20 protein-coding genes are annotated in these 18,405 nt (G+C 39.1%); 5 read left to right on the top strand and 15 right to left on the bottom strand.

Features of this window, described 5'->3' with window-relative positions:
• From JMN32_RS11515 to JMN32_RS11500, 4 genes are read right to left on the bottom strand one after another with little or no spacing between them, the layout of a single operon-like run.
• Entirely contained in the window at positions 1-438 is a 438-nt protein-coding gene (locus tag JMN32_RS11515; RefSeq protein ID WP_202856478.1) for a c-type cytochrome, read from the bottom strand.
• 4 nt (positions 439-442) lie between these two features.
• The gene (locus tag JMN32_RS11510) at positions 443-1,075 is read right to left on the bottom strand and encodes an SCO family protein (RefSeq protein ID WP_202856477.1); all 633 of its coding nucleotides are present in this window, start codon (positions 1,073-1,075) and stop codon (positions 443-445) included.
• Positions 1,059-1,607 (bottom strand): CopD family protein, encoded by a 549-nt coding sequence (locus tag JMN32_RS11505; RefSeq protein ID WP_202856476.1) that lies wholly within the window; start codon positions 1,605-1,607, stop codon positions 1,059-1,061. Before JMN32_RS11505 ends, JMN32_RS11510 begins: the two co-directional genes overlap by 17 nt.
• Positions 1,608-1,645: 38 nt before the next feature.
• Positions 1,646-2,464 carry an MOSC domain-containing protein gene (locus JMN32_RS11500; protein ID WP_202856475.1) on the bottom strand — a complete coding sequence of 273 codons (819 nt, stop codon included), beginning with the start codon at positions 2,462-2,464 and terminating at the stop codon, positions 1,646-1,648.
• Positions 2,465-2,555: 91 nt separating this feature from the next.
• On the opposite strand from JMN32_RS11500, the gene JMN32_RS11495 reads away from it, so the two are divergent.
• Positions 2,556-3,236, top strand: a complete 681-nt coding sequence (locus JMN32_RS11495) for a Crp/Fnr family transcriptional regulator (RefSeq protein WP_202856474.1) — start codon at positions 2,556-2,558, stop codon at positions 3,234-3,236.
• A gap of 20 nt (positions 3,237-3,256) precedes the next feature.
• On the opposite strand, the gene JMN32_RS11490 is transcribed toward JMN32_RS11495, so the two are convergent.
• The 6 genes from JMN32_RS11490 to proS form a co-directional block, all read right to left on the bottom strand.
• Positions 3,257-3,847 (bottom strand): TIGR04282 family arsenosugar biosynthesis glycosyltransferase, encoded by a 591-nt coding sequence (locus tag JMN32_RS11490; RefSeq protein ID WP_202856473.1) that lies wholly within the window; start codon positions 3,845-3,847, stop codon positions 3,257-3,259.
• Positions 3,840-4,337: a rhodanese-like domain-containing protein gene (locus tag JMN32_RS11485; RefSeq protein ID WP_202856472.1), complete on the bottom strand. Its 498-nt coding sequence runs from the start codon at positions 4,335-4,337 to the stop codon at positions 3,840-3,842. Before JMN32_RS11485 ends, JMN32_RS11490 begins: the two co-directional genes overlap by 8 nt.
• Entirely contained in the window at positions 4,330-5,679 is a 1,350-nt protein-coding gene (gene mptB, locus JMN32_RS11480) for a polyprenol phosphomannose-dependent alpha 1,6 mannosyltransferase MptB (protein ID WP_202856471.1), read from the bottom strand. The genes JMN32_RS11485 and mptB overlap by 8 nt, the downstream gene beginning before the upstream one ends.
• A complete protein-coding gene (locus JMN32_RS11475) occupies positions 5,672-7,126 on the bottom strand; it encodes a cellulose synthase family protein (protein WP_202856470.1) in 1,455 nt (484 codons plus the stop codon). The genes mptB and JMN32_RS11475 overlap by 8 nt, the downstream gene beginning before the upstream one ends.
• A 3-nt stretch (positions 7,127-7,129) precedes the next feature.
• Positions 7,130-7,816 carry a glycosyltransferase family 2 protein gene (locus JMN32_RS11470; RefSeq protein ID WP_202856469.1) on the bottom strand — a complete coding sequence of 229 codons (687 nt, stop codon included), beginning with the start codon at positions 7,814-7,816 and terminating at the stop codon, positions 7,130-7,132.
• Between the two features lie 154 nt (positions 7,817-7,970).
• Positions 7,971-9,446 carry a proline--tRNA ligase gene (gene proS / locus JMN32_RS11465; RefSeq protein WP_202856468.1) on the bottom strand — a complete coding sequence of 492 codons (1,476 nt, stop codon included), beginning with the start codon at positions 9,444-9,446 and terminating at the stop codon, positions 7,971-7,973.
• Between the two features lie 145 nt (positions 9,447-9,591).
• On the opposite strand from proS, the gene JMN32_RS11460 reads away from it, so the two are divergent.
• A complete protein-coding gene (locus tag JMN32_RS11460; RefSeq protein WP_202856467.1) occupies positions 9,592-10,947 on the top strand; it encodes a hypothetical protein in 1,356 nt (451 codons plus the stop codon).
• A gap of 28 nt (positions 10,948-10,975) precedes the next feature.
• A complete protein-coding gene (locus JMN32_RS11455) occupies positions 10,976-12,577 on the top strand; it encodes a hypothetical protein (protein WP_202856466.1) in 1,602 nt (533 codons plus the stop codon).
• Positions 12,578-12,624: 47 nt separating this feature from the next.
• Here the strand turns inward: JMN32_RS11455 and JMN32_RS11450 are convergent, their stop codons facing one another.
• The 3 genes from JMN32_RS11450 to JMN32_RS11440 are packed head-to-tail and all read right to left on the bottom strand — an operon-like array spanning position 12,625 to position 14,790.
• Positions 12,625-13,152, bottom strand: a complete 528-nt coding sequence (locus tag JMN32_RS11450; protein WP_262896714.1) for a shikimate kinase — start codon at positions 13,150-13,152, stop codon at positions 12,625-12,627.
• The gene (locus JMN32_RS11445; protein WP_202856464.1) at positions 13,136-14,245 is read right to left on the bottom strand and encodes a BT_3928 family protein; all 1,110 of its coding nucleotides are present in this window, start codon (positions 14,243-14,245) and stop codon (positions 13,136-13,138) included. Before JMN32_RS11445 ends, JMN32_RS11450 begins: the two co-directional genes overlap by 17 nt.
• Complete coding sequence (locus JMN32_RS11440) at positions 14,242-14,790, bottom strand: DUF1599 domain-containing protein (protein ID WP_202856463.1); 549 nt, start codon at positions 14,788-14,790, stop codon at positions 14,242-14,244. The genes JMN32_RS11445 and JMN32_RS11440 overlap by 4 nt, the downstream gene beginning before the upstream one ends.
• Positions 14,791-14,827: 37 nt before the next feature.
• On the opposite strand from JMN32_RS11440, the gene folP reads away from it, so the two are divergent.
• Complete coding sequence (gene folP, locus JMN32_RS11435; RefSeq protein WP_317191774.1) at positions 14,828-15,694, top strand: dihydropteroate synthase; 867 nt, start codon at positions 14,828-14,830, stop codon at positions 15,692-15,694.
• Entirely contained in the window at positions 15,691-16,575 is an 885-nt protein-coding gene (gene cdaA / locus JMN32_RS11430; RefSeq protein ID WP_202856462.1) for a diadenylate cyclase CdaA, read from the top strand. Before folP ends, cdaA begins: the two co-directional genes overlap by 4 nt.
• Before the next feature lie 82 nt (positions 16,576-16,657).
• Here cdaA and kbl read toward each other — a convergent pair whose 3' ends face one another.
• Together kbl and JMN32_RS11420 are read right to left on the bottom strand one after the other, a co-directional pair.
• Positions 16,658-17,854, bottom strand: a complete 1,197-nt coding sequence (kbl, locus tag JMN32_RS11425) for a glycine C-acetyltransferase (protein ID WP_202856461.1) — start codon at positions 17,852-17,854, stop codon at positions 16,658-16,660.
• Positions 17,855-17,860: 6 nt separating this feature from the next.
• Complete coding sequence (locus JMN32_RS11420; RefSeq protein ID WP_202856460.1) at positions 17,861-18,397, bottom strand: hypothetical protein; 537 nt, start codon at positions 18,395-18,397, stop codon at positions 17,861-17,863.
• Positions 18,398-18,405: the final 8 nt, after the last annotated feature.

Here is an 18,405-nt window from a genome sequence, read left to right as displayed (position 1 = left end):
CTATTTCTTACAGTTTTCAATCATTTTCTCAACATCCTTAACATTGACCATACCGTGACTTCTGCCCCAACTATTATAGATGTAAGTGGTAATCTCTGCAATTTCAAGGTTTGTTAGTTGTGGTATAGCTGGCATAGGTTGATTATACCCCACTCCATTAACTGTTATTTCACCGCTTAATCCATTTTTGATAATGCATGGTATGATCTCCAGATTGTTATCCAAATAGTCTGAACCACTGATGGGAGGAAATAGTTTAGCCAGCCCCTGCCCTTCAGACTGATGACAGCTACTACAATGGATGGTGTAAAGCTTGCTCCCTGAAACCATATACTGTTCCAACTTCACATTTTCAGAATGACTCAGTTCTTTATTTTCGCCCCCTTTACCACTACAGGAAATAATAATAACGGCTAATAATAATACTAAACTTCTCATCACACTATTTTTCATATTCCTGGAGTAAAACATCTATATCTTTAATAAGTTTGTCAACCTGGTCTGCCTTTGTACCATCATATAACCCTCTCACCCTTCTTTCTTTGTCCACCAATATAAAAGCTCCACTATGAATATAGCCACCCGGCTCCGCAGGGTCTTCAGATGCACTTACCATATAACTGGTCTGTCCGAGTTTGTAAATGGCATCTTTCTCTCCGGTTACAAAGTGCCATTTACTACTCTCAACGCCCAAACGATTTGCAAATTCTTTAAGTACGGCAACAGTGTCATGCTTTGGATCTATGGTGTGTGATAGTATTAATACATCTGACTTATTTTGAATAGAATCATATACCCTGAGCATTTGTGCCTTCATTAACGGGCAAATTGTAGGGCAGGAAGTGAAAAAGAAATCCGCCACATAGATTCTGTCTTTGAAAGTTTCCGGGGTAACCCAGTTACTATCCTGATCTACAAACTTAAAATCGTCAATGGTATGGTGAATGGTATCTGTTTCAGTAATCTCGGTTCGCCCCATTATAGGCAATTTTTTCTTTTCACTTTTCTGCTCATTGCAGGCAGCAAATACTACCATTAAAAGAATAATGAGAATATAGTTACTTCTGTTTTCCATTTCCTTCTCTTATGTTTTTATAAATTTTTATAGCCATCATGAGTATAACTGTAAATGCCACCAGGCCGACTAACCCCCAAAGCATGCTCATGGCATTTTTCAAAACAATTATGAAGACAATACCAACCAATAAAATGGTTGCTACCTCATTCCATATCCTCAGTTTTTGTGAAGTATATTTATATGTATCATTTTGAAGCTGTTTGTATATGCGATGACAGATCAAGTGATAAATATAAAGCATAAACACAAAAGTTAGTTTTATATGCATGAAGCCTTCTTTCAAGTACGCCGGTACATGCATCAAAACCCACGTTCCAAAAATTAAGGTAAGTATAGCAGATGGCCAGGTAATGGCAAACCACAACCTTTTGGTATTCCGCTTATATTCCTTTACCAAAATAGACCTTTCTGGATCAGGTCTTTCTGATGCTTCGGTCTGGTAGATAAAAAGACGCACAATATAAAAAAGACCAGCAAACCAGGTGGTAACAAATATAATATGAAGGGCTTTGATGTATAAAAATGACATACTCTTAATTTGCAGCAAAGTTAACCATCAGATCCGATTTAAATCGGATCATAAGGTGAATCTTTATAGTTAAGTATTTCTATTTCATCATCAACCTTTATCACGCCAAATTCAGTAGCGTAAGCATGTTGTCCAAAAACCACTTTGTTATCAACTTTCTGCTTTGAAAGTGTGAGCAAAGGTTCTTTACCCCCTTCTGCAGTTATCGGATCTAACGTTATCACCACACATCTTGCACAAGGTTTTAGGCCCTGAAATTTATTTTCTCCAATTCTGAATTCGCCCCATGTAAACTCCTCATAGGCCGTTCCTCCTTCAAAAACCAAGTTAGGTCTGAATCTGTCAATAGTGATTTTCTTTTCTAATTTCCCATTCAGGTCTGCCAGGGAAGCCGAACCTATCACTAGTAGTGGGTAACCATCTGCGAAACTCACTATTTCATCGGCTTTAGCCCAATCCTTTTTGATATGTCTTTTTGAAGTATCCGGCATATAAACTAACCGACAATCTATGTCCAGTTTTTCTGAGAGCCAGTCACTCCACTCCCCCCTTCCTACAATGGCTACTGCACTATCATCCCAAACAGTTACTTTAACTTCTTTTCCATGATCTATTTCCCATGGCAGTTCGAGGGTATCGCCACTCTTGCGGTGTTTTATAACGAACCCATTACCTTCAATGTGCAAATCGAAGAATAACATCTCATGGTGTTGCCGAATGGTAATAAACTTATCATTTTCATCTATAAGCATCCAGCGCCTATCATGTTCCAGACCTCGCTGCTCAACTTTACTTTCGTTTATACGTACACCCGGAAAAGATTTTATGGGATAAATGATGATGTCACTAAGAAACATAGCAATAGGTATATCTTTACTAAAGTGATTATATTTACTAACTTAATCATAAATATTTTTTTCAGGACGTAACGAGAGAAGTTTAATTGCAATGAGTAAAAACTCAACTTTATGGTATTTTGAGGATGTTGATTTATTTAATCTGATGTGCCCGCACAAGATCAAAACCATCTCTGAAAAACATAGTTTTAACTATTTCAAGAAAAATCAATTTGTATATTTTCCCGAAGAACCCGCCAAGAACATTTATATGATCGCGGCAGGTAGAATCAAGATCGGCCACTATACAGAAGAGGGGAAGGAAGTAGTAAAATCGATATTAGGTACCGGAGAAATTTTTGGAGAGCTGGCCCTGGCAGGAGAAGAAAGAAGAGCAGACTTTGCTCAAGCCATGGATGAAAACACTACCATTTGCCCAATCAGCATAGAAGAAATGCAGGCATTAATGGCTGAAAATAAAGAGCTAAGTTTCAAAATCTATAAGCTCATCGGCTTAAGAATAAGGAAACTGGAAAGGAAAATTGAATCCTTGGTGTTCAAAGATGCCAGAACCCGCATCATTGATTTCTTAAAAGATGCTGCTGCATGGAAAGGGCAAAAAGTTGGCTTTGAAACCATGATACCAACCAAGTTAACGCACAAAGACATCGCTAATCTAACAGGCACCAGCCGGCAAACAGTAACAACTATTCTAAATGAATTAAAAGAAAAGAACCTAATTAACTTCGATAGAAGAAAGATATTAATTCGTGATATTGACAAACTTTGTTAAGATAACCTTACGGGAATAGATTAAATCAGGTCTGTTCCTTTCAGATCTTCAGCATGATCAATATCCTTTAAAAGTTGAGTCTCAACAAAAGTCAGCCCTTCTGCTTTAATGAGTTCGAGCGTTTCTCTCAAGACTCCGGAAGTACTCCATTGTGACAATTGAAAGATTTCATGGTGAGGCCTGTTCATCCCAATAAGATAATACCCACCATCCTCAGCAGGCCCAACCACCACATCATGTGTGGCTAGTTGAGTAAATGCATTGTTTATAATGCCGGAAGTTAATCCATAGATATCGGAACCAATCAGGCAAACTGAATTATACCCCATGGAGAATGACTCACATATGGCATTCTCCATGCGCTGCCCTAAATTCTCACCTTTTTGCAGGTGCTTTTGGTAACTATGGTTATCCCAATTATCCTCAGAGTCCACATACCCTGAATAATATATGGCTTTATCGCAGGCCACGCTATCAACAGTCTTATGAGTTCGAGTCAATAATTTTAGATAAACTGCAAGAGCCGCTTCCTCCCCAATAGTTTTAGCCAGCCGCGTCTTTACTTTCCCTACTTCCGGATTTTTAACAAAAATGATCAGCAGTCTACTCATAGACCTTTACACCTTCCTTTAGCCATTTTGACCAATTCTCGTTGTAGGTATGTACGCTATCCGTTGCTTTTCCCATATTGTTCACAACTTCATACCCCTTATTCTTCCAATCAAAAATACCCCCGTACAGATTACGCACATCACTAAACCCCAGTTCCTGCAACTCCTCTCCTATTTTTTCGCTTCTGTACCCCACCGAACAATACACAATGACCGGACTTTTTTTGTCATAACCTTTTATTGATTCAATGGAGAAATCTTCATAATCTATAAAAATAGCATTGGGGATATGGCTTACCTGAAATTCCTTTTCAGATCGTGTATCAAGGATCAATATCTCATCCTCATTCTCAGTTAGTTCAGTAAGCTCATTAGTATAGATAAACGGTACCGATTTACTCAGCAGAGAATTGAGTTTTGCATCAAAATCTTTCTGTCCCATACATTGCGTAGACATTAGTAATACTAACACCAGATATAATCTATTCATATAATTTTGCCCTCTCATGAGTTGACCTGATATAATTGATATAAATTTCATAGAACATAAATACGTAAACTATAACATATTCGATGGTGGTCAATATTAAATTTTCCTGAAAACCAAGTTCAGAGTACCCCACATAAGTCGTAAAAACTAGGAATGACCACAAAACCGGGAACCTGAATGGCGTAAAAACACTCAGCAATACAACCGTAGACAAATACCAGGGATGTAGTGTAGTGGTAAGCATACAATAAATCATGATTACCCAAAGCATGGCTTCCGGCAGTTTTACACGTTTTGGGTTATGAATTAGTGCATACCCCGTAATCAATATAAAGGCTGAAGCTGCTAAGTACTTCCCAAGAATATGGATCGTGTTGTAACCTTTTAAATAAAAGCCTCCCTCTCTCAAGAGGTAATAGATACTAGCATTAAATTCAAACCGCTGAAAGTATAATGAAAGACTGGCGGACATTCCGCTAATCAGGTCCTGGTTTATTAGTGGCAAAAACAAAATTGCAGTAAAAATTGCGGTAAGTACATAATATACTAATAGTTGCTTGCCCCAAATCCTCCTGATAAGTAGCGGCAAAAAAATTAGCGGAAGTAATTTGCTGGCTATCGAGAAAGCTAAAGCCAAAGCAGAAATAATATACCTCCCTGTTAAAAAGAAATAAACAGCCACCAATAAAAAGAATATCATAAAAGCTTCGAAATGAAGGTTTCCTGTCAGCTCAAGTATTATTAGTGGGTTGAGTGCATATAATAAAACATGTTTTGACGGTAACTTGTAGTGAAAAAGGATTCTAGTAATTAACCAGATACTCCCTACCTCAGCTACTACAATAAAAATTCGCATCACAATAGCACTTCCATGGACAGATTCAGGAAATATCGCTGAAGAAACTGAAAAAAAGAATTGAGCTACCGGTGGATAGATGGTAAAGTACTCTGGAGAATTTAACTGATAAAACAAACTGGGGGTAATGCCAGGAACATCCGGCGAACCGGGCTGCATATAATGAGTAGGTAAATGTGAAAAGGGGTGAATCCCACTATTAATTAACCTCCCATCCCAAACAAACCGGTAGATATCATCTGAAAGGTTTGGAAAAGCCAACAAAATAGTAAGTCTCAAAAATATTGCTAATACTACGAGCCAGCGAACCCTTTTAGAAGAGTAAGCATAATGCCACATAACCAGAAACGCCACAAAGAGTAGCGTATAACCGCCTAAAAGCAGGATAGACTCGTGCCGTTTAATAACATATGCAATAAAAACATATACGAGCAAGGAAATTACTGATGCCAAATATAAGACAGGACCAGATTTACCTTTAACCATGTTTCAACGGCTTGATGGAATAATAGAACACACTTGCAAACCCCAAACTAAGCATCACATGGAAAATCATCAACCCCAAATCATGCAAATAGATTCCTGAGGCTATTCCAAACATGAAATAAAGACTCAAAAGCCCTTCCATAATGGTAACAAAATCAATTTTCGGCTTCACATAAATATTCCCTTTCCATGTATCCGCCTTGTTTTTAATATTAAACTTGGGTGTCCTTATAAAAGGGCTTTTTATTCCGAGCAACCCCTCCAGTACAGCAATACCATTATGCAGAGATAACCCCATCGAAACGGTAAGAAAGACAGGGAATGTAGTTAGATAGTATTTGCCTGTTCCTCTTGGGTGACTTTGTTTGCTCGCCACCCAGTAAAAAAACGCTATCGACAAAAAACCAATCAAGAAGATACTACCAAGGTCGAAAATAAAGTCAAAGCCGGGATGAGCCTCCTTTATGAATAACATAGGGATGCTCAGAATAGAAGCCAATAATAAGCAGACAAACACCGAACTATTAAAAAGATGAAAAAAGGCGTGTATCTTACCCATTCCTTTTATAGGGGAACTAAATACCTTCCACAAATTCTTTCTGGCTGTCTCGGCTGCGCCTTTGTTCCAACGGTACTGCTGAGATTTAATAGCCGGCATGATCACTGGCAACTCCGCTGGAGCTACATAATCTTCAAGGTATTTAAATTTCCAACCTTTCATTTGAGCCCTGTAACTCAAGTCAAGGTCTTCCGTTAAGGTATCAGCCGACCAGCCCCCGGCATCATAAATGCAGTTTTTACGCCATACACCACCTGTACCATTAAAGTTTATGAAGCTGCCAGCATGATTCCTTCCGGTTTGCTCAATTGAAAAGTGAGCATCCAGCCCAAATGCCTGCAGCCGTGTGAGCATAGAGTAGTCTTTATTTAAGTGCCCCCACCGCGTTTGTACAACACCCGTAGTATTCTCAAAAACCGGTAATGTCTTCATTAAAAAGTCAGATTGAGGCAAAAAATCCGCATCAAAGATCGCAATAAATTCTCCTTCCGAAATCCCCAATCCGTACTGCAGTGCCCCTGCCTTGAAGCCTTTTCGATCTTCTCTTTGGATGTGCTTGATGTCCACACCCTCCTGTTTCCATTCTAAAACCTTGCCTGTAATGATCTCAACGGTTTCGTCAGTAGAATCGTCAAGTATCTGAACCTCGAATTTATCTTTGGGGTACTGAAACTGGCAAACTGCATCAATAAGACGCTGAATAACATACCGTTCATTATAGACCGGCAACTGTACCGTTACTTTGGGATACACCTGTAATGGCTTTACAACACTTTTATTTTTTTTCCTTGCTTTGAGATAATGCCAGGTGAGATGCAACTGCCCCAGGCTAAATAGAAATATCAGCAACAGCGATAAGCCATAAATTACAACTACGAAATATTCCACTTGCTAAATATACTTAAAGATCGTCCAAATGATTTTATATCCTGCCATAATAGTACCTTTCACTGTACCAGATACTTTAGAAAAACCTATCCTTCTTCTATAGTTAACTGCCACCTCCGTACAATTTAAGTTCAGCTTTGCTGCTTTAAGTTGCATTTCGACGGTCCATCCATAATTCCTATCTTTCATTTCTAATGCCATCAGCCTGTCATACCTGATCGCTCTAAAAGGCCCCAGGTCTGTAAAACGTACTCCATAAAATAACCTTAGTAACGAAGTGGCCAACCAGTTTCCAAACACCTGTTGAGGGGTCATCGCTCCCCTCTCCCTTTGTCCCAAAGCTCTTGATCCTATCACCAGGTCCGCCTTATCATCTATTATAGGTTTTACTACCTGATACATTTCCTGAGGATGGTCAGAATAATCTGCGTCAAGAAAAACAATAATGTCTGTATTGCCTTTAGATGTGATGTAATCAATACCTTTCAGACAAGCCCTGCCATACCCTTTGGTTGGCTCTCTCAGCACCGTAGCTCCTGCATCACCTGCTACTTTTTCGGTATCATCAGTCGATGCATTGTTGACAACAATTACTTCCTCCACAAGTTCTTTAGGAATTTCATTAATCACATTGCCAACGCCATTTTCCTCATTAAAGGCGGGAATAATTACCCTGATAACTGGTTTCATTCATCAAAAAAATCAAATGTAAAATTACAGGAATTATAGTGTAGGCAAAGTCAGGTCAATGACAATACTATCGTCTTTCTTCCTCTGACCAAAAGAAAAAAGACATGATGGTAGTATTTCATCATGTCTTCCAATATATCTAATGGTACTAATTTTAGTATGCTCTCGCAAAAAGCACCCTTCTCTCAGAGGGTTTTCCAGAGTAAATACACTTTCCTGACTCTTCAACAGCACCTACTGGTATGCAACGAATAGTTGCTTTGGTTTCCTCCTTTATTTTTTCTTCTGTCTCAGGTGTGCCGTCCCAATGAGCCAGTATAAAACCACCCTTACTATCCAGCACCGACTTAAACTCTTCATAAGTATCAACGCTTGTTGTATTATTTTCCCTGAAAATCATGGCCTTATTATAAATATTCTTCTGAATATCTTCCAGCAGATCCTGTACCTTTTTCACCACACCATCAACAGCCACTACTTCCTTCTCTTTTGTATCACGGCGGGCAACTTCAATAGTACCTTTCTCAAGGTCTCGAGGTCCTATAGCCATTCTTATCGGCACCCCTTTTAACTCATATTCTGCAAATTTCCATCCAGGAGAGTTAGTATCTCTGGTATCAAATTTAACACTGATATCCAGAGCCTTGAGTTCATCCTGAATCCTATCTACAACTTCTGAAATAGCCTTAAGCTGCTCTTCATTCCTAAAGATAGGCACTATAACCACCTGGATAGGGGCCAGCTTCGGAGGCAGTACCAGGCCATCATCATCAGAATGAGCCATAATTAGTGCTCCCATTAATCTTGTGCTTACCCCCCATGATGTTCCCCACACCAAATCAAGCTTACCTTCCTTATCTGCAAACTTAACATCAAAAGCTTTGGCAAAATTTTGTCCCAGAAAATGCGACGTCCCTGCCTGAAGGGCTTTGCCATCTTGCATAAGTGCTTCTATACAATAGGTATCCAAGGCACCAGGGAAGCGCTCGCTTTCAGTTTTCACACCTTTGTGCACAGGCATCGCCATATGCTTTTCTGCAAACTCTGCATAGACGTTAAGCATTTGCAAAGTTTCATCTATAGCTTCCTGTTTTGTAGCATGAGCCGTATGGCCTTCTTGCCACAAAAACTCAGCTGTTCTTAAAAATAAACGTGTCCTCATCTCCCAGCGAACTACATTGGCCCATTGGTTGATCAATAAAGGCAGGTCACGGTAAGACTGTATCCAGTTTTTATATGTATTCCATATCACAGTTTCGGATGTAGGTCTTACGATCAGTTCCTCCTCCAGCTTAGCCTCAGGGTCTACAACAACACCACTACCATCTTCGGCATTTTTTAATCTGTAATGTGTTACAACAGCACATTCTTTAGCAAATCCTTCAACATGGTCCGCTTCTTTGCTCAAATAAGACTTGGGTACAAAAAGAGGAAAGTAAGCATTGGTATGACCTGTGTCTTTAAACATTTTGTCAAGCGCAGCTTGCATCTTCTCCCAGATACTAAAGCCGTAGGGCTTGATGACCATGCAGCCTCTTACGGCTGAATGCTCAGCCAAATCGGCCTTTTTAACTAATTCATTGTACCATTGAGAATAATCTTCACTTCTTTTTGGTAATCCTTTACCCATAGCAGTTTTTGGTATAAAATTTGATGTAAATAGCTTAGAATAACTTTATTCCGGCAAATATAAGGATATTATTATCTTAAAATATATCCGTTTTTTGGAATTGTCGTTTAATAAAGTATGTTTATAACCCAAAACAGGTAACGCCATGAATATCCACATCAAACAATTATCCGCCCTTTTAGGCGCATCGATATTCGCTCTGGGCAGTTCGCTGGCCCAGAACAAGGAATATGATGACCTTTATTTCATGCCTAACGACCGCAACACAGTGAAGCAGGTTAAGGTTGAAAATAAGGTTGTGCAAGATGCCAATCAAGTACAGCAACTTACGACCAACCCTCAGGAAAACTTCTCTTCTAGAACTGTGAACCCTGAATATATCGCTCGTTATCAAGCAAAATCGCAGAATGAGTATGTAAGCGACAGCGAATATTCAGGTGACGAATACTTTAACGATGACTATGACAATGCTTACTCTGTAGTCAATGACTATCAACAAAATGCAAATGTCGTTGTAAGAGACAGATATGGCAATACTACCTATTTTAGAAACTATTCAGATGTTTACTGGAGTGACCCTTTATACTATAGAGGCACTTTTTACGATCCTTTTTACAGCACATACAGATATGGACGTTATGGCTATGGCTATAGACCCTTCAGATCTGGCTGGTCTGTTTCATTCGGGTTCGGCAACACCTGGGGATGGAGAAGCGGATGGTATTCGGGCTTCTCAATAGGATACGGCTGGGGTAGCGGCTGGGGAGGTTACTATGATCCTTGGTACTCATCATACTATGATCCTTTCTGCTCACCATATTACTACAACTCTTACTATGGATACGGCGGCTATTACCCTTACAGAAATAACTACGTGATAATTAATAACTACGAAACCAGGAGTAATAGAACCGTTAAAAGAGGTCCTAGCACGTCAAGAAGTGGCGACTTAGTGAGCAATGGAGGCAGAAATGGAAGAACAACAACTTCTTCTGATGGGGATATCAGTAATGGAAGAACAAGTAGAGTTGCCACTCAGTCAACATCGAGAGACTATAGTAATACACAAAGCAGATATTATAGAAGGTCAAGGGAAGCCGTATCTGGTTCATCAAATGACAATACAACAAACGGCAGGACCTACAATAGCAGGTCACGGTCTACTTCTAATTACTCAACAGAATCAAGAAACACAAACCGTAGCAGATCTTCTTCATACAATAGATCTTCCGGAAATAATAATTCAAATTATTACAATAATAGATCGCAGTCCAACAGCAGGTCTTCTTCCGGCTACAATGCTCCTAGCAGATCGCGGTCTAACAGTGGATACTCTTCTGGCAGCAGATCCAGAAGTAGTTCTTCCGGTTACTCTTCCGGATCTCGTAGTAACAGTAGAAGTAGTGGCTCATACTCTTCCGGAAGTCGCTCCAGAAGCTCTGGTTCTTCCAGCAGATCAAGTAGTGGCGGAAGTAGCCGATCAAGAAGAGGGGGTAACTAATTTGTAAATACTCAAAGATCATTAATTCATGAACCGATTAATTAAGCTTATACCTATAAGCCTGCTACAGCTTTGCCTGGTGATAACTGTCAAAGCACAAGATGCAGGAGATTTTTCAGCAACAGTCTTAGATATGAGCAGAACATATCTTGGCGGATCAGCCAGAATGCAGGGACTGGGCGGTGCACAAACTTCATTGGGTGGAGACATCAGTTCTGCCTCTTCAAACCCCGCAGGGCTTGGGTTTTTCAACCGTTCAGAATTCTCCTTTAGTCCTACATTAAATGTAATAAGCTCTTCCTCCGACTACTTGGAAAGCAGTGTCAATGACTCTAAATTGAATCTGAATTTTGCCAACCTGGGTGTAGTGCTTAACAAAACCAAAGGCGATCTGGTAGAGAGCAAATGGCGGGGAGGTTCCTTTGGACTCAGTCTAAATCGAATCGCTGATTTTCAAAACAGAATCACTTACGAAGGGAATTCATACAATCCGGTTGACTCCAATGGAGATATAGTATTGGATGCCAACCATCCAAAAGATTTCATAGAATATACAGTATTAAGCTCAGGAATTGACGGCAATGGAAATCTCACCTATAATGGTAATAGCTTTGTAGAGCTTGCGTATGAAACTTACCTTATTGATGTATTTCCTATTAGTGCGACTGAATCTATTGTTGACCGAGACATATATGCTACAGATGAAAATGGAGCCTTACTTACTGATAATAGCGGCAACCCTATTTACATTCCTGCATTTCCTGAGCTAAACTACCCAACAAAACAACGAGAGGTCATTAACTCAAAAGGAGGGATCTACCAGACTTCAATTTCATATGGAGGGAACTATAATGACCGAGTTTACTTTGGCGCTGGCATAGGTATTCTTTCAATAGATAGAGATGTGGAAAGAATATATACAGAAGAGCCCACCCAAGCCACTTTAAGAAGGCTTACACTGATCGACAACTATAATATCAGTGGCATAGGTATCAATGCCACTTTTGGAATCATAGCACGTCCCTTGCCCTTCCTATTATTAGGAACATCGTACACCACTCCTAGCTATTATGGCATGGAGCAAACTCAAGAAACAATCCTACAAGCAGATTATACAAGTTCTACTGATTATCGTAATGCATACCACGACTGGACTATAACATATGAGCCTTTTAACTACAATATTTCAACACCTTCACGCATTAGCGCAGGGGCTACTTTCTTCTTCGGAAAAATTGGTTTTATCAGCACTGATATTGAACGAGTTAATTATAGTGGAGCCAAATTAAATAATGGTGATGATGGATTTACTTTTTCAGATTATAACCAAGTTGTTGATCAATTTGAGTCAGCATTCAATTACAGGCTGGGTACTGAGTTTAGATTTGATATGTTTAGGGTAAGAGCTGGTTTCAACTATCTTGGAGACCCAACAGATGATAATATAGACAATAGTGAAAGTAAAGTCTCCATCGGTGGAGGTATGAGGACTAAAGATTTCTTTGTTGATCTTGGCATTGTAAACAGCCTTGGAAGAAATTCCACCATTATGCCTTACCCTGGTGCATCAGTAGCTGAGGTAGAAAATACAAATACCACAGCTACCATTTCAGTAGGATTCTTTTTCTAAAAGGATATCAATAAATCACAGGTTAAAAAAAGCTCAACTGGAAATAATCAGTTGAGCTTTTTTAATTCTTTTAGCCTGACTATTAATTGATCAACTGTCTCCTTGGTACTAACCCATCTCAAATCAGCCTGTTGATAAAAAGGCAACCTATCCGTATACAGTTTTTCAAGTTGCTCTCTTAAACCCTCATGCGATGAAAACTTTGGCCGCTTACCCTTTTCATATGCGTTAAGTCGAACAATAAGTTCCTCTAGTGGAGTATCCACAAAAACACTCACCCCACTACTCTTGATAACATCCATATTATCAAAAAAACAAGGAGCCCCACCTCCGGTAGATATAATAAGGCTTTCATCTATTTGAGCAACCACCTTTAACGCACTTTGCTCGAGTTCTCTGAAATGAGTTTCACTATGGTGAGTGAATATTTCTTTAATGGAACTTTGAGCCTGCTCTTCAATTTTTTCATCTAGGTCAACAACTGTCATATTCAGTTTATCAGCCAACTGCCTACCTACAGTAGACTTCCCTGAACCAGGCATGCCAACGAGGAAAATTTTATAGTGCAAGCTCATTAATTGCTTCTGCCAAAGGCACATCATTATAATGCCACTTTCCCAAAACAACACCATGCTTAAATAGCATAACACCTGGGTTAGACCTTATCATAGCTTTTAATACAGTTGCATCTGTTTGATAATAGGGAACTGCCAACTGGTACTCATGACGCAAAGCTTCAAAATCACTCTCGCTTGCAGAGGTCAGCACAATAGGTTTTATTGCAGCGTCTAGACCATTCACTAAAGCAGCTATATCCTTAATATGTTCCTTATTAGCTTTTTGAGTATCATAAAACACAAGGATCAGTTTTGCTCCTTCAAATGACTCTTGGGTAAAATCTTCACCATCAATCCCCAAAACCTGGTAGTCGGTAATTTTTGGTGTTGACTTTTTCGGGTTGGCTACCATAGAAGATATATACTCGTAACCGTCATCCGGCATAAGGAATTTATCTGATTCTATCAATTCACCATCAGAGCCTTTGAAAGTATATTGAAGCTTTGGAGTCTCCTCAGCAATCATATTCTCAGGAATACTTGCTCCAATTTTATAAGGACGAAAATCAATATAGGGGAGGTGTTGAATTGCATAAATACCCAGACCAAATGAAATAACCGTTACTGCACCAATAATAAAATGACCAGGTCTGCTGCGAAGCATCGGCTCAAATCGCTTTCGATACCAGAATAAGTGCAAAACAAAAACCATCAGGATAATATCTTTATAAAAAGATTCCCACGGGGTCAAAGGAATAGCATCACCAAAACATCCACAATCAGTTACCTTATTAAAATATGCTGAGTAAAACGTCAGAAAGGTAAAAAAGACCATCAGGGATAAAAGCACCCAGGTTGCAGTCTTCATTTTATAGTTGATAAGAACCGCAATCCCTAACACCACTTCAAGCACAATAAGTACAAGCCCCAAAGGCAAAGCAATAGGTATAAACAATTCAAAGAAGGAACCGAAATCGGCAGAAAACACATCAAAATACTCTTCCAGTTTTATCTTGGTACCTATAGGGTCGTTAAGTTTTATCAGCCCGGAGAAGATAAATAGCCCACCTACAAAAACTCTCGAAAAAATATCAATTCCCTTCTTTATCATTTAACTAAATAATTAAGTTTTATCAACGAAAACACTGAATAATTGATCATATCCTGATAGTTAGCTTTAATGCCTTCAGACACTAAAGTCTTACCCTGATTATCCTCTATTTGCTTCACACGAAGAAGCTTCATTAGTATAATATCAGTAATAGAACTAACCCTCATTTCTCTCCAAGCCTCACCGTAGTCATGATTTTTATTCTGCAAAAGATCAAGGGTCTCCTCTGCTATACGATCATACAGCGGCTCAAGTTCTTCATATTTAAGATCCAGATTGGTATTATCTTTTAACTCTATCTGAATGATAGCCATTATGCAATAATTGATAATCCCGACAAACTCTGAGGTTACGTCCTCCCCAACCTTTTGCTGCCCCTTATCCTGAATGGAACGTATACGCTGTGCTTTAATATATATCTGATCAGTAATGGAAGGAAGTCTTAATATCCTCCACGCAGTACCATAATCTTTTGTTTTCTTTTCAAAAAGTCCTTTACACTCCTGTATTACCTGCTTATATTCGCTGACCGTTTTATCTATCAATTTTAATGTTTATTTATAAATATAACCTTCTTTAAACGTGGCGAAAGATACACCTTTTTCGGGTAAAAATACACTCAACATTGGCGGAAATATAGTCAGTTTGCAGACTCCCCTAGTTATGGGAATCCTCAACACCACACCTGATTCTTTCTTTGATGGAGGTAGATATACCCACGAAAAAGCTGTTTTGGAAAGAGCTCGTTCGATGGTAGATGAAGGTGTTGATATTATTGACATCGGAGGTTACTCTTCTCGCCCGGGTGCCGAGAATATCTCTACAGAAGATGAGCTAAAAAGGGTTATCCCTCACATCAAAAACATTAGGAAGGAACTGCCCGATGTATACCTGTCTATTGACACTTTCAGAGCCACCATAGCCGAAAAAAGCATCGAGGCAGGAGCAGATATCATCAACGATATCTCTGGGGGCGACTTAGATAAGCGAATGTATGATGTGGTTACTGATGCTCAAGTACCATATATACTAATGCATATGCGTGGCACGCCACAAACGATGAAGCAAAAAACATCTTATGACAATATTTTGATTGAAATTCTTAATTTTTTTGAGAAAAAAGTGAGCGAATTACATTCGAGAGGTGTTAAAGATATAGTAGTTGATCCCGGTTTTGGTTTTGCCAAAACGATGGATCAGAATTATGCTTTACTAAAAAATTTGAATTACTTTAAGGTTTTAGGGCTTCCATTGTTAGCAGGAGTTTCAAGAAAATCATTTATTTACAAAAAACTTGGTATTCCCCCCTCAGAAGCTCTGAACGGAACCACTGTTCTGAATACAATTGCCCTCCTCAATGGAGTACAAATTTTGAGAGTCCATGATGTAAAAGAGGCGGTTGAAACGGTAAAACTTTTTAATTTAACTTATAACAATATAGAAAATTGATCTACTTATTCAGCATAGGTTTTTTGGAAGTCAGTTGGGTTGATGTAATTGACATCATGCTGGTAAGTATTCTCCTCTATCAAGTCTACAAACTGATGCGAGGCAGCGTTGCCGTTAAGATTTTTCTCGGTGTACTGTCGCTATACTTAATATACCTTATCGTAAGGGCTGCCCAGATGGAGTTATTGGGATTGATCCTTGGTCAGTTTATGGGCGTTGGTGTACTCGCTGCCATTATATTGTTCCAGCCCGAAATCAGAAAATTCCTCTTGTTAATCGGAAAAACGACAGACTTTAATAAAGGCAATTTCTTCAACGGCCTTTTTGTATGGAAACGCCGAACTTCAAAAGAAGCTTATAACATAACTCCGATCATTGAGGCTGCTAAAACTCTCGGAGGCACAAATACCGGAGCACTAATCGTATTATCTAAAGATTCTGAACTAAAATTCTATGCAGAATCAGGGGACATTATAGATGCCTATTTATCAAAACGTTTATTGCTTTCTATATTTAATAAACATAGTCCGCTCCACGATGGTGCAGTGATTATCTTCAAAGGCAAAATAAAGGCTGCAAGGTGTATATTGCCTGTTTCAGAGAATGATGCACTACCTGCACAGTTTGGTCTAAGACATAGGGCCGCCTTAGGCATGTCTGAAATTACAGACACCATGGTACTTATTGTATCGGAAGAAACAGGTCAGTTTTCTTTGGCAAGAAATGGCAAGCTCCTGCATAACCTATCGCCCCAAGAGCTCAGAAAGAAAATAAATGATTACCTCACCACTGAAGACGAGAAAAAAGAAGAAGCAATGGAGGAATCTGTTGAAAAGGAAACAAAAGCTACTTCAATAAATGAAGCCAAAGCAAGAGCCTGATCAGGCTTTATTCACAATATTCAGCTTATAAATAATCCCTTCTTGAAGCACAAGAAGGGATTTTTCAGTTGTTCAATAAACATTATTTTATAACCTTCAGTTCTCTACCTATTTCAGTGAAAGCCTGAATAGCCTTATCCAAATGTTCACGTTCATGAGCTGCAGACATCTGTACTCTGATTCTAGCCTGCCCTTTAGGAACCACTGGATAGAAAAACCCTATTACATATATCCCTTTTTCCAAAAGTGCATCCGCAAACTTTTGTGCTAAAGGAGCCTCGTACAGCATAATAGGAACAATAGCATGGCTTCCTGGCTTGATATCGAAACCAGCCTTAGTCATTTCTTCTCTAAAATACTTCGTATTGTCCTCAAGTTTATCCCTCAATTGAGTGGTTTCACTGAGCATATCAATAACTGCAATAGAAGCTCCCGTAATAGATGGCGCCAGTGTATTGGAGAATAGATAAGGCCGAGATCTTTGTCTCAAAATTTCAATAATTTCCTTTTTACCAGAAGTAAAACCACCGGATGCGCCGCCTAAGGCCTTACCTAAAGTACCTGTAATGATGTCCATTCTGTCGATCACTCCATGGTGCTCATGAACCCCACGACCAGTCTTGCCCATAAAACCGGTAGAATGACATTCATCTGACATCACCAGTGCATTATATTTATCTGCCAAATCACAAATTTTATCCAGTTGAGCAATGGTTCCATCCATAGAGAACACGCCGTCAGTTACAATGATCTTTTCCTTTGCTCCTGCAACATCTGCCTCCTTCAGCTTCACTTCAAGGTCTTCCATATCGTTATGGTTATACCTATACCTCATAGCCTTACACAGTCTAACACCATCTATAATAGAAGCATGGTTCAGTGCGTCAGAAATAATAGCATCTTCCGGGCCAAACAATGGTTCAAAAACACCTCCATTTGCATCAAATGCAGCAGCATAAAGAATGGTATCTTCTGTCCCCAGAAACTCTGAGATCTTTTGTTCTAGTTTTTTATGTATATCTTGAGTTCCACAAATAAATCTAACAGAAGACATCCCATAACCATGAGTATCTATAGTGGCTTTCGCGGCTTCTATAACTCGCGGGTGTGATGAAAGTCCCAGGTAATTGTTAGCACAAAAGTTTATAACTTCCTTGCCATCTTGTGTCTTAATTACGGCTCCTTGGGGTGTTGTTATAATTCTTTCTTTCTTATACAAGCCTGCTTCTTTAATGGAAGCCAATTCATCCTGTAGTTTCTTTTTTAATGTATTGTACATAATTTATCAATCAGTTTTCGGTCTTTTCTTGATCACCGGTTTGGGCCTGAATTTAGGCTTATTTTCACTCTCCTGACCTTGACTACCCGGCTTAGGTGGTATTTTCGGCTTTGTCGACACCTTTGGCTTAGCCTTCATTAAGGGCTTCACTTTTGCCTTTGGATTGGCTTTAGTCTCAGGACTGACATCTTTTTTCTCATCCTGTTCCAGATTTTTAGGAGGTTTCGGCATTACAGGCTTCTTCGAGCTAACTTTCCTCTCCTCCACTTCTTTAGGTGGATCATAGGGAAACTTATGTCTTAGAGAGTTAATAAGAAAAAGCTTCTGTGAAGAAAAACTTTTAGGATGCATCTGATCAAATACAGACTGCCATTCATGCCATTGTAATGAATGAGCCTGTTTAAAAGCATCAGAATCTATTTTTTTACTATGTAAATATTCTTGAAAATCCATACGCCCGTGTAGCAAATATAAAAACTTTATTGGATGGGCAATAGTAGCAAATGATTTGGTTTGCACACCATTTAATTGGTAATTTCGCACCAGCAAAT

It is taken from the genome of Fulvivirga marina (assembly GCF_016775155.1).
Classification (GTDB): domain Bacteria; phylum Bacteroidota; class Bacteroidia; order Cytophagales; family Cyclobacteriaceae; genus Fulvivirga; species Fulvivirga marina.
This window is presented reverse-complemented; position numbering and strand designations above follow the sequence as displayed.

Bases quoted from the DNA above. Each gene is read 5' to 3' on its own strand.
- JMN32_RS11505 (WP_202856476.1), bottom strand. From the start codon at position 1,607: ATGTCATTTTTATACATCAAAGCCCTTCATATTATATTTGTTACCACC.
- JMN32_RS11460 (WP_202856467.1), top strand. From the start codon at position 9,592: ATGAATATCCACATCAAACAATTATCCGCCCTTTTAGGCGCATCGATA.
- JMN32_RS11455 (WP_202856466.1), top strand. From the start codon at position 10,976: ATGAACCGATTAATTAAGCTTATACCTATAAGCCTGCTACAGCTTTGC.
- JMN32_RS11485 (WP_202856472.1), bottom strand. From the start codon at position 4,337: ATGAATAGATTATATCTGGTGTTAGTATTACTAATGTCTACGCAATGT.
- JMN32_RS11510 (WP_202856477.1), bottom strand. From the start codon at position 1,075: ATGGAAAACAGAAGTAACTATATTCTCATTATTCTTTTAATGGTAGTA.
- JMN32_RS11450 (WP_262896714.1), bottom strand. From the start codon at position 13,152: ATGAGCTTGCACTATAAAATTTTCCTCGTTGGCATGCCTGGTTCAGGG.
- JMN32_RS11500 (WP_202856475.1), bottom strand. From the start codon at position 2,464: ATGTTTCTTAGTGACATCATCATTTATCCCATAAAATCTTTTCCGGGT.
- JMN32_RS11495 (WP_202856474.1), top strand. From the start codon at position 2,556: ATGAGTAAAAACTCAACTTTATGGTATTTTGAGGATGTTGATTTATTT.
- mptB (WP_202856471.1), bottom strand. From the start codon at position 5,679: ATGGTTAAAGGTAAATCTGGTCCTGTCTTATATTTGGCATCAGTAATT.
- JMN32_RS11515 (WP_202856478.1), bottom strand. From the start codon at position 438: ATGAGAAGTTTAGTATTATTATTAGCCGTTATTATTATTTCCTGTAGT.
- JMN32_RS11445 (WP_202856464.1), bottom strand. From the start codon at position 14,245: ATGATAAAGAAGGGAATTGATATTTTTTCGAGAGTTTTTGTAGGTGGG.
- proS (WP_202856468.1), bottom strand. From the start codon at position 9,446: ATGGGTAAAGGATTACCAAAAAGAAGTGAAGATTATTCTCAATGGTAC.
- JMN32_RS11490 (WP_202856473.1), bottom strand. From the start codon at position 3,847: ATGAGTAGACTGCTGATCATTTTTGTTAAAAATCCGGAAGTAGGGAAA.
- JMN32_RS11470 (WP_202856469.1), bottom strand. From the start codon at position 7,816: ATGAAACCAGTTATCAGGGTAATTATTCCCGCCTTTAATGAGGAAAAT.
- kbl (WP_202856461.1), bottom strand. From the start codon at position 17,854: ATGTACAATACATTAAAAAAGAAACTACAGGATGAATTGGCTTCCATT.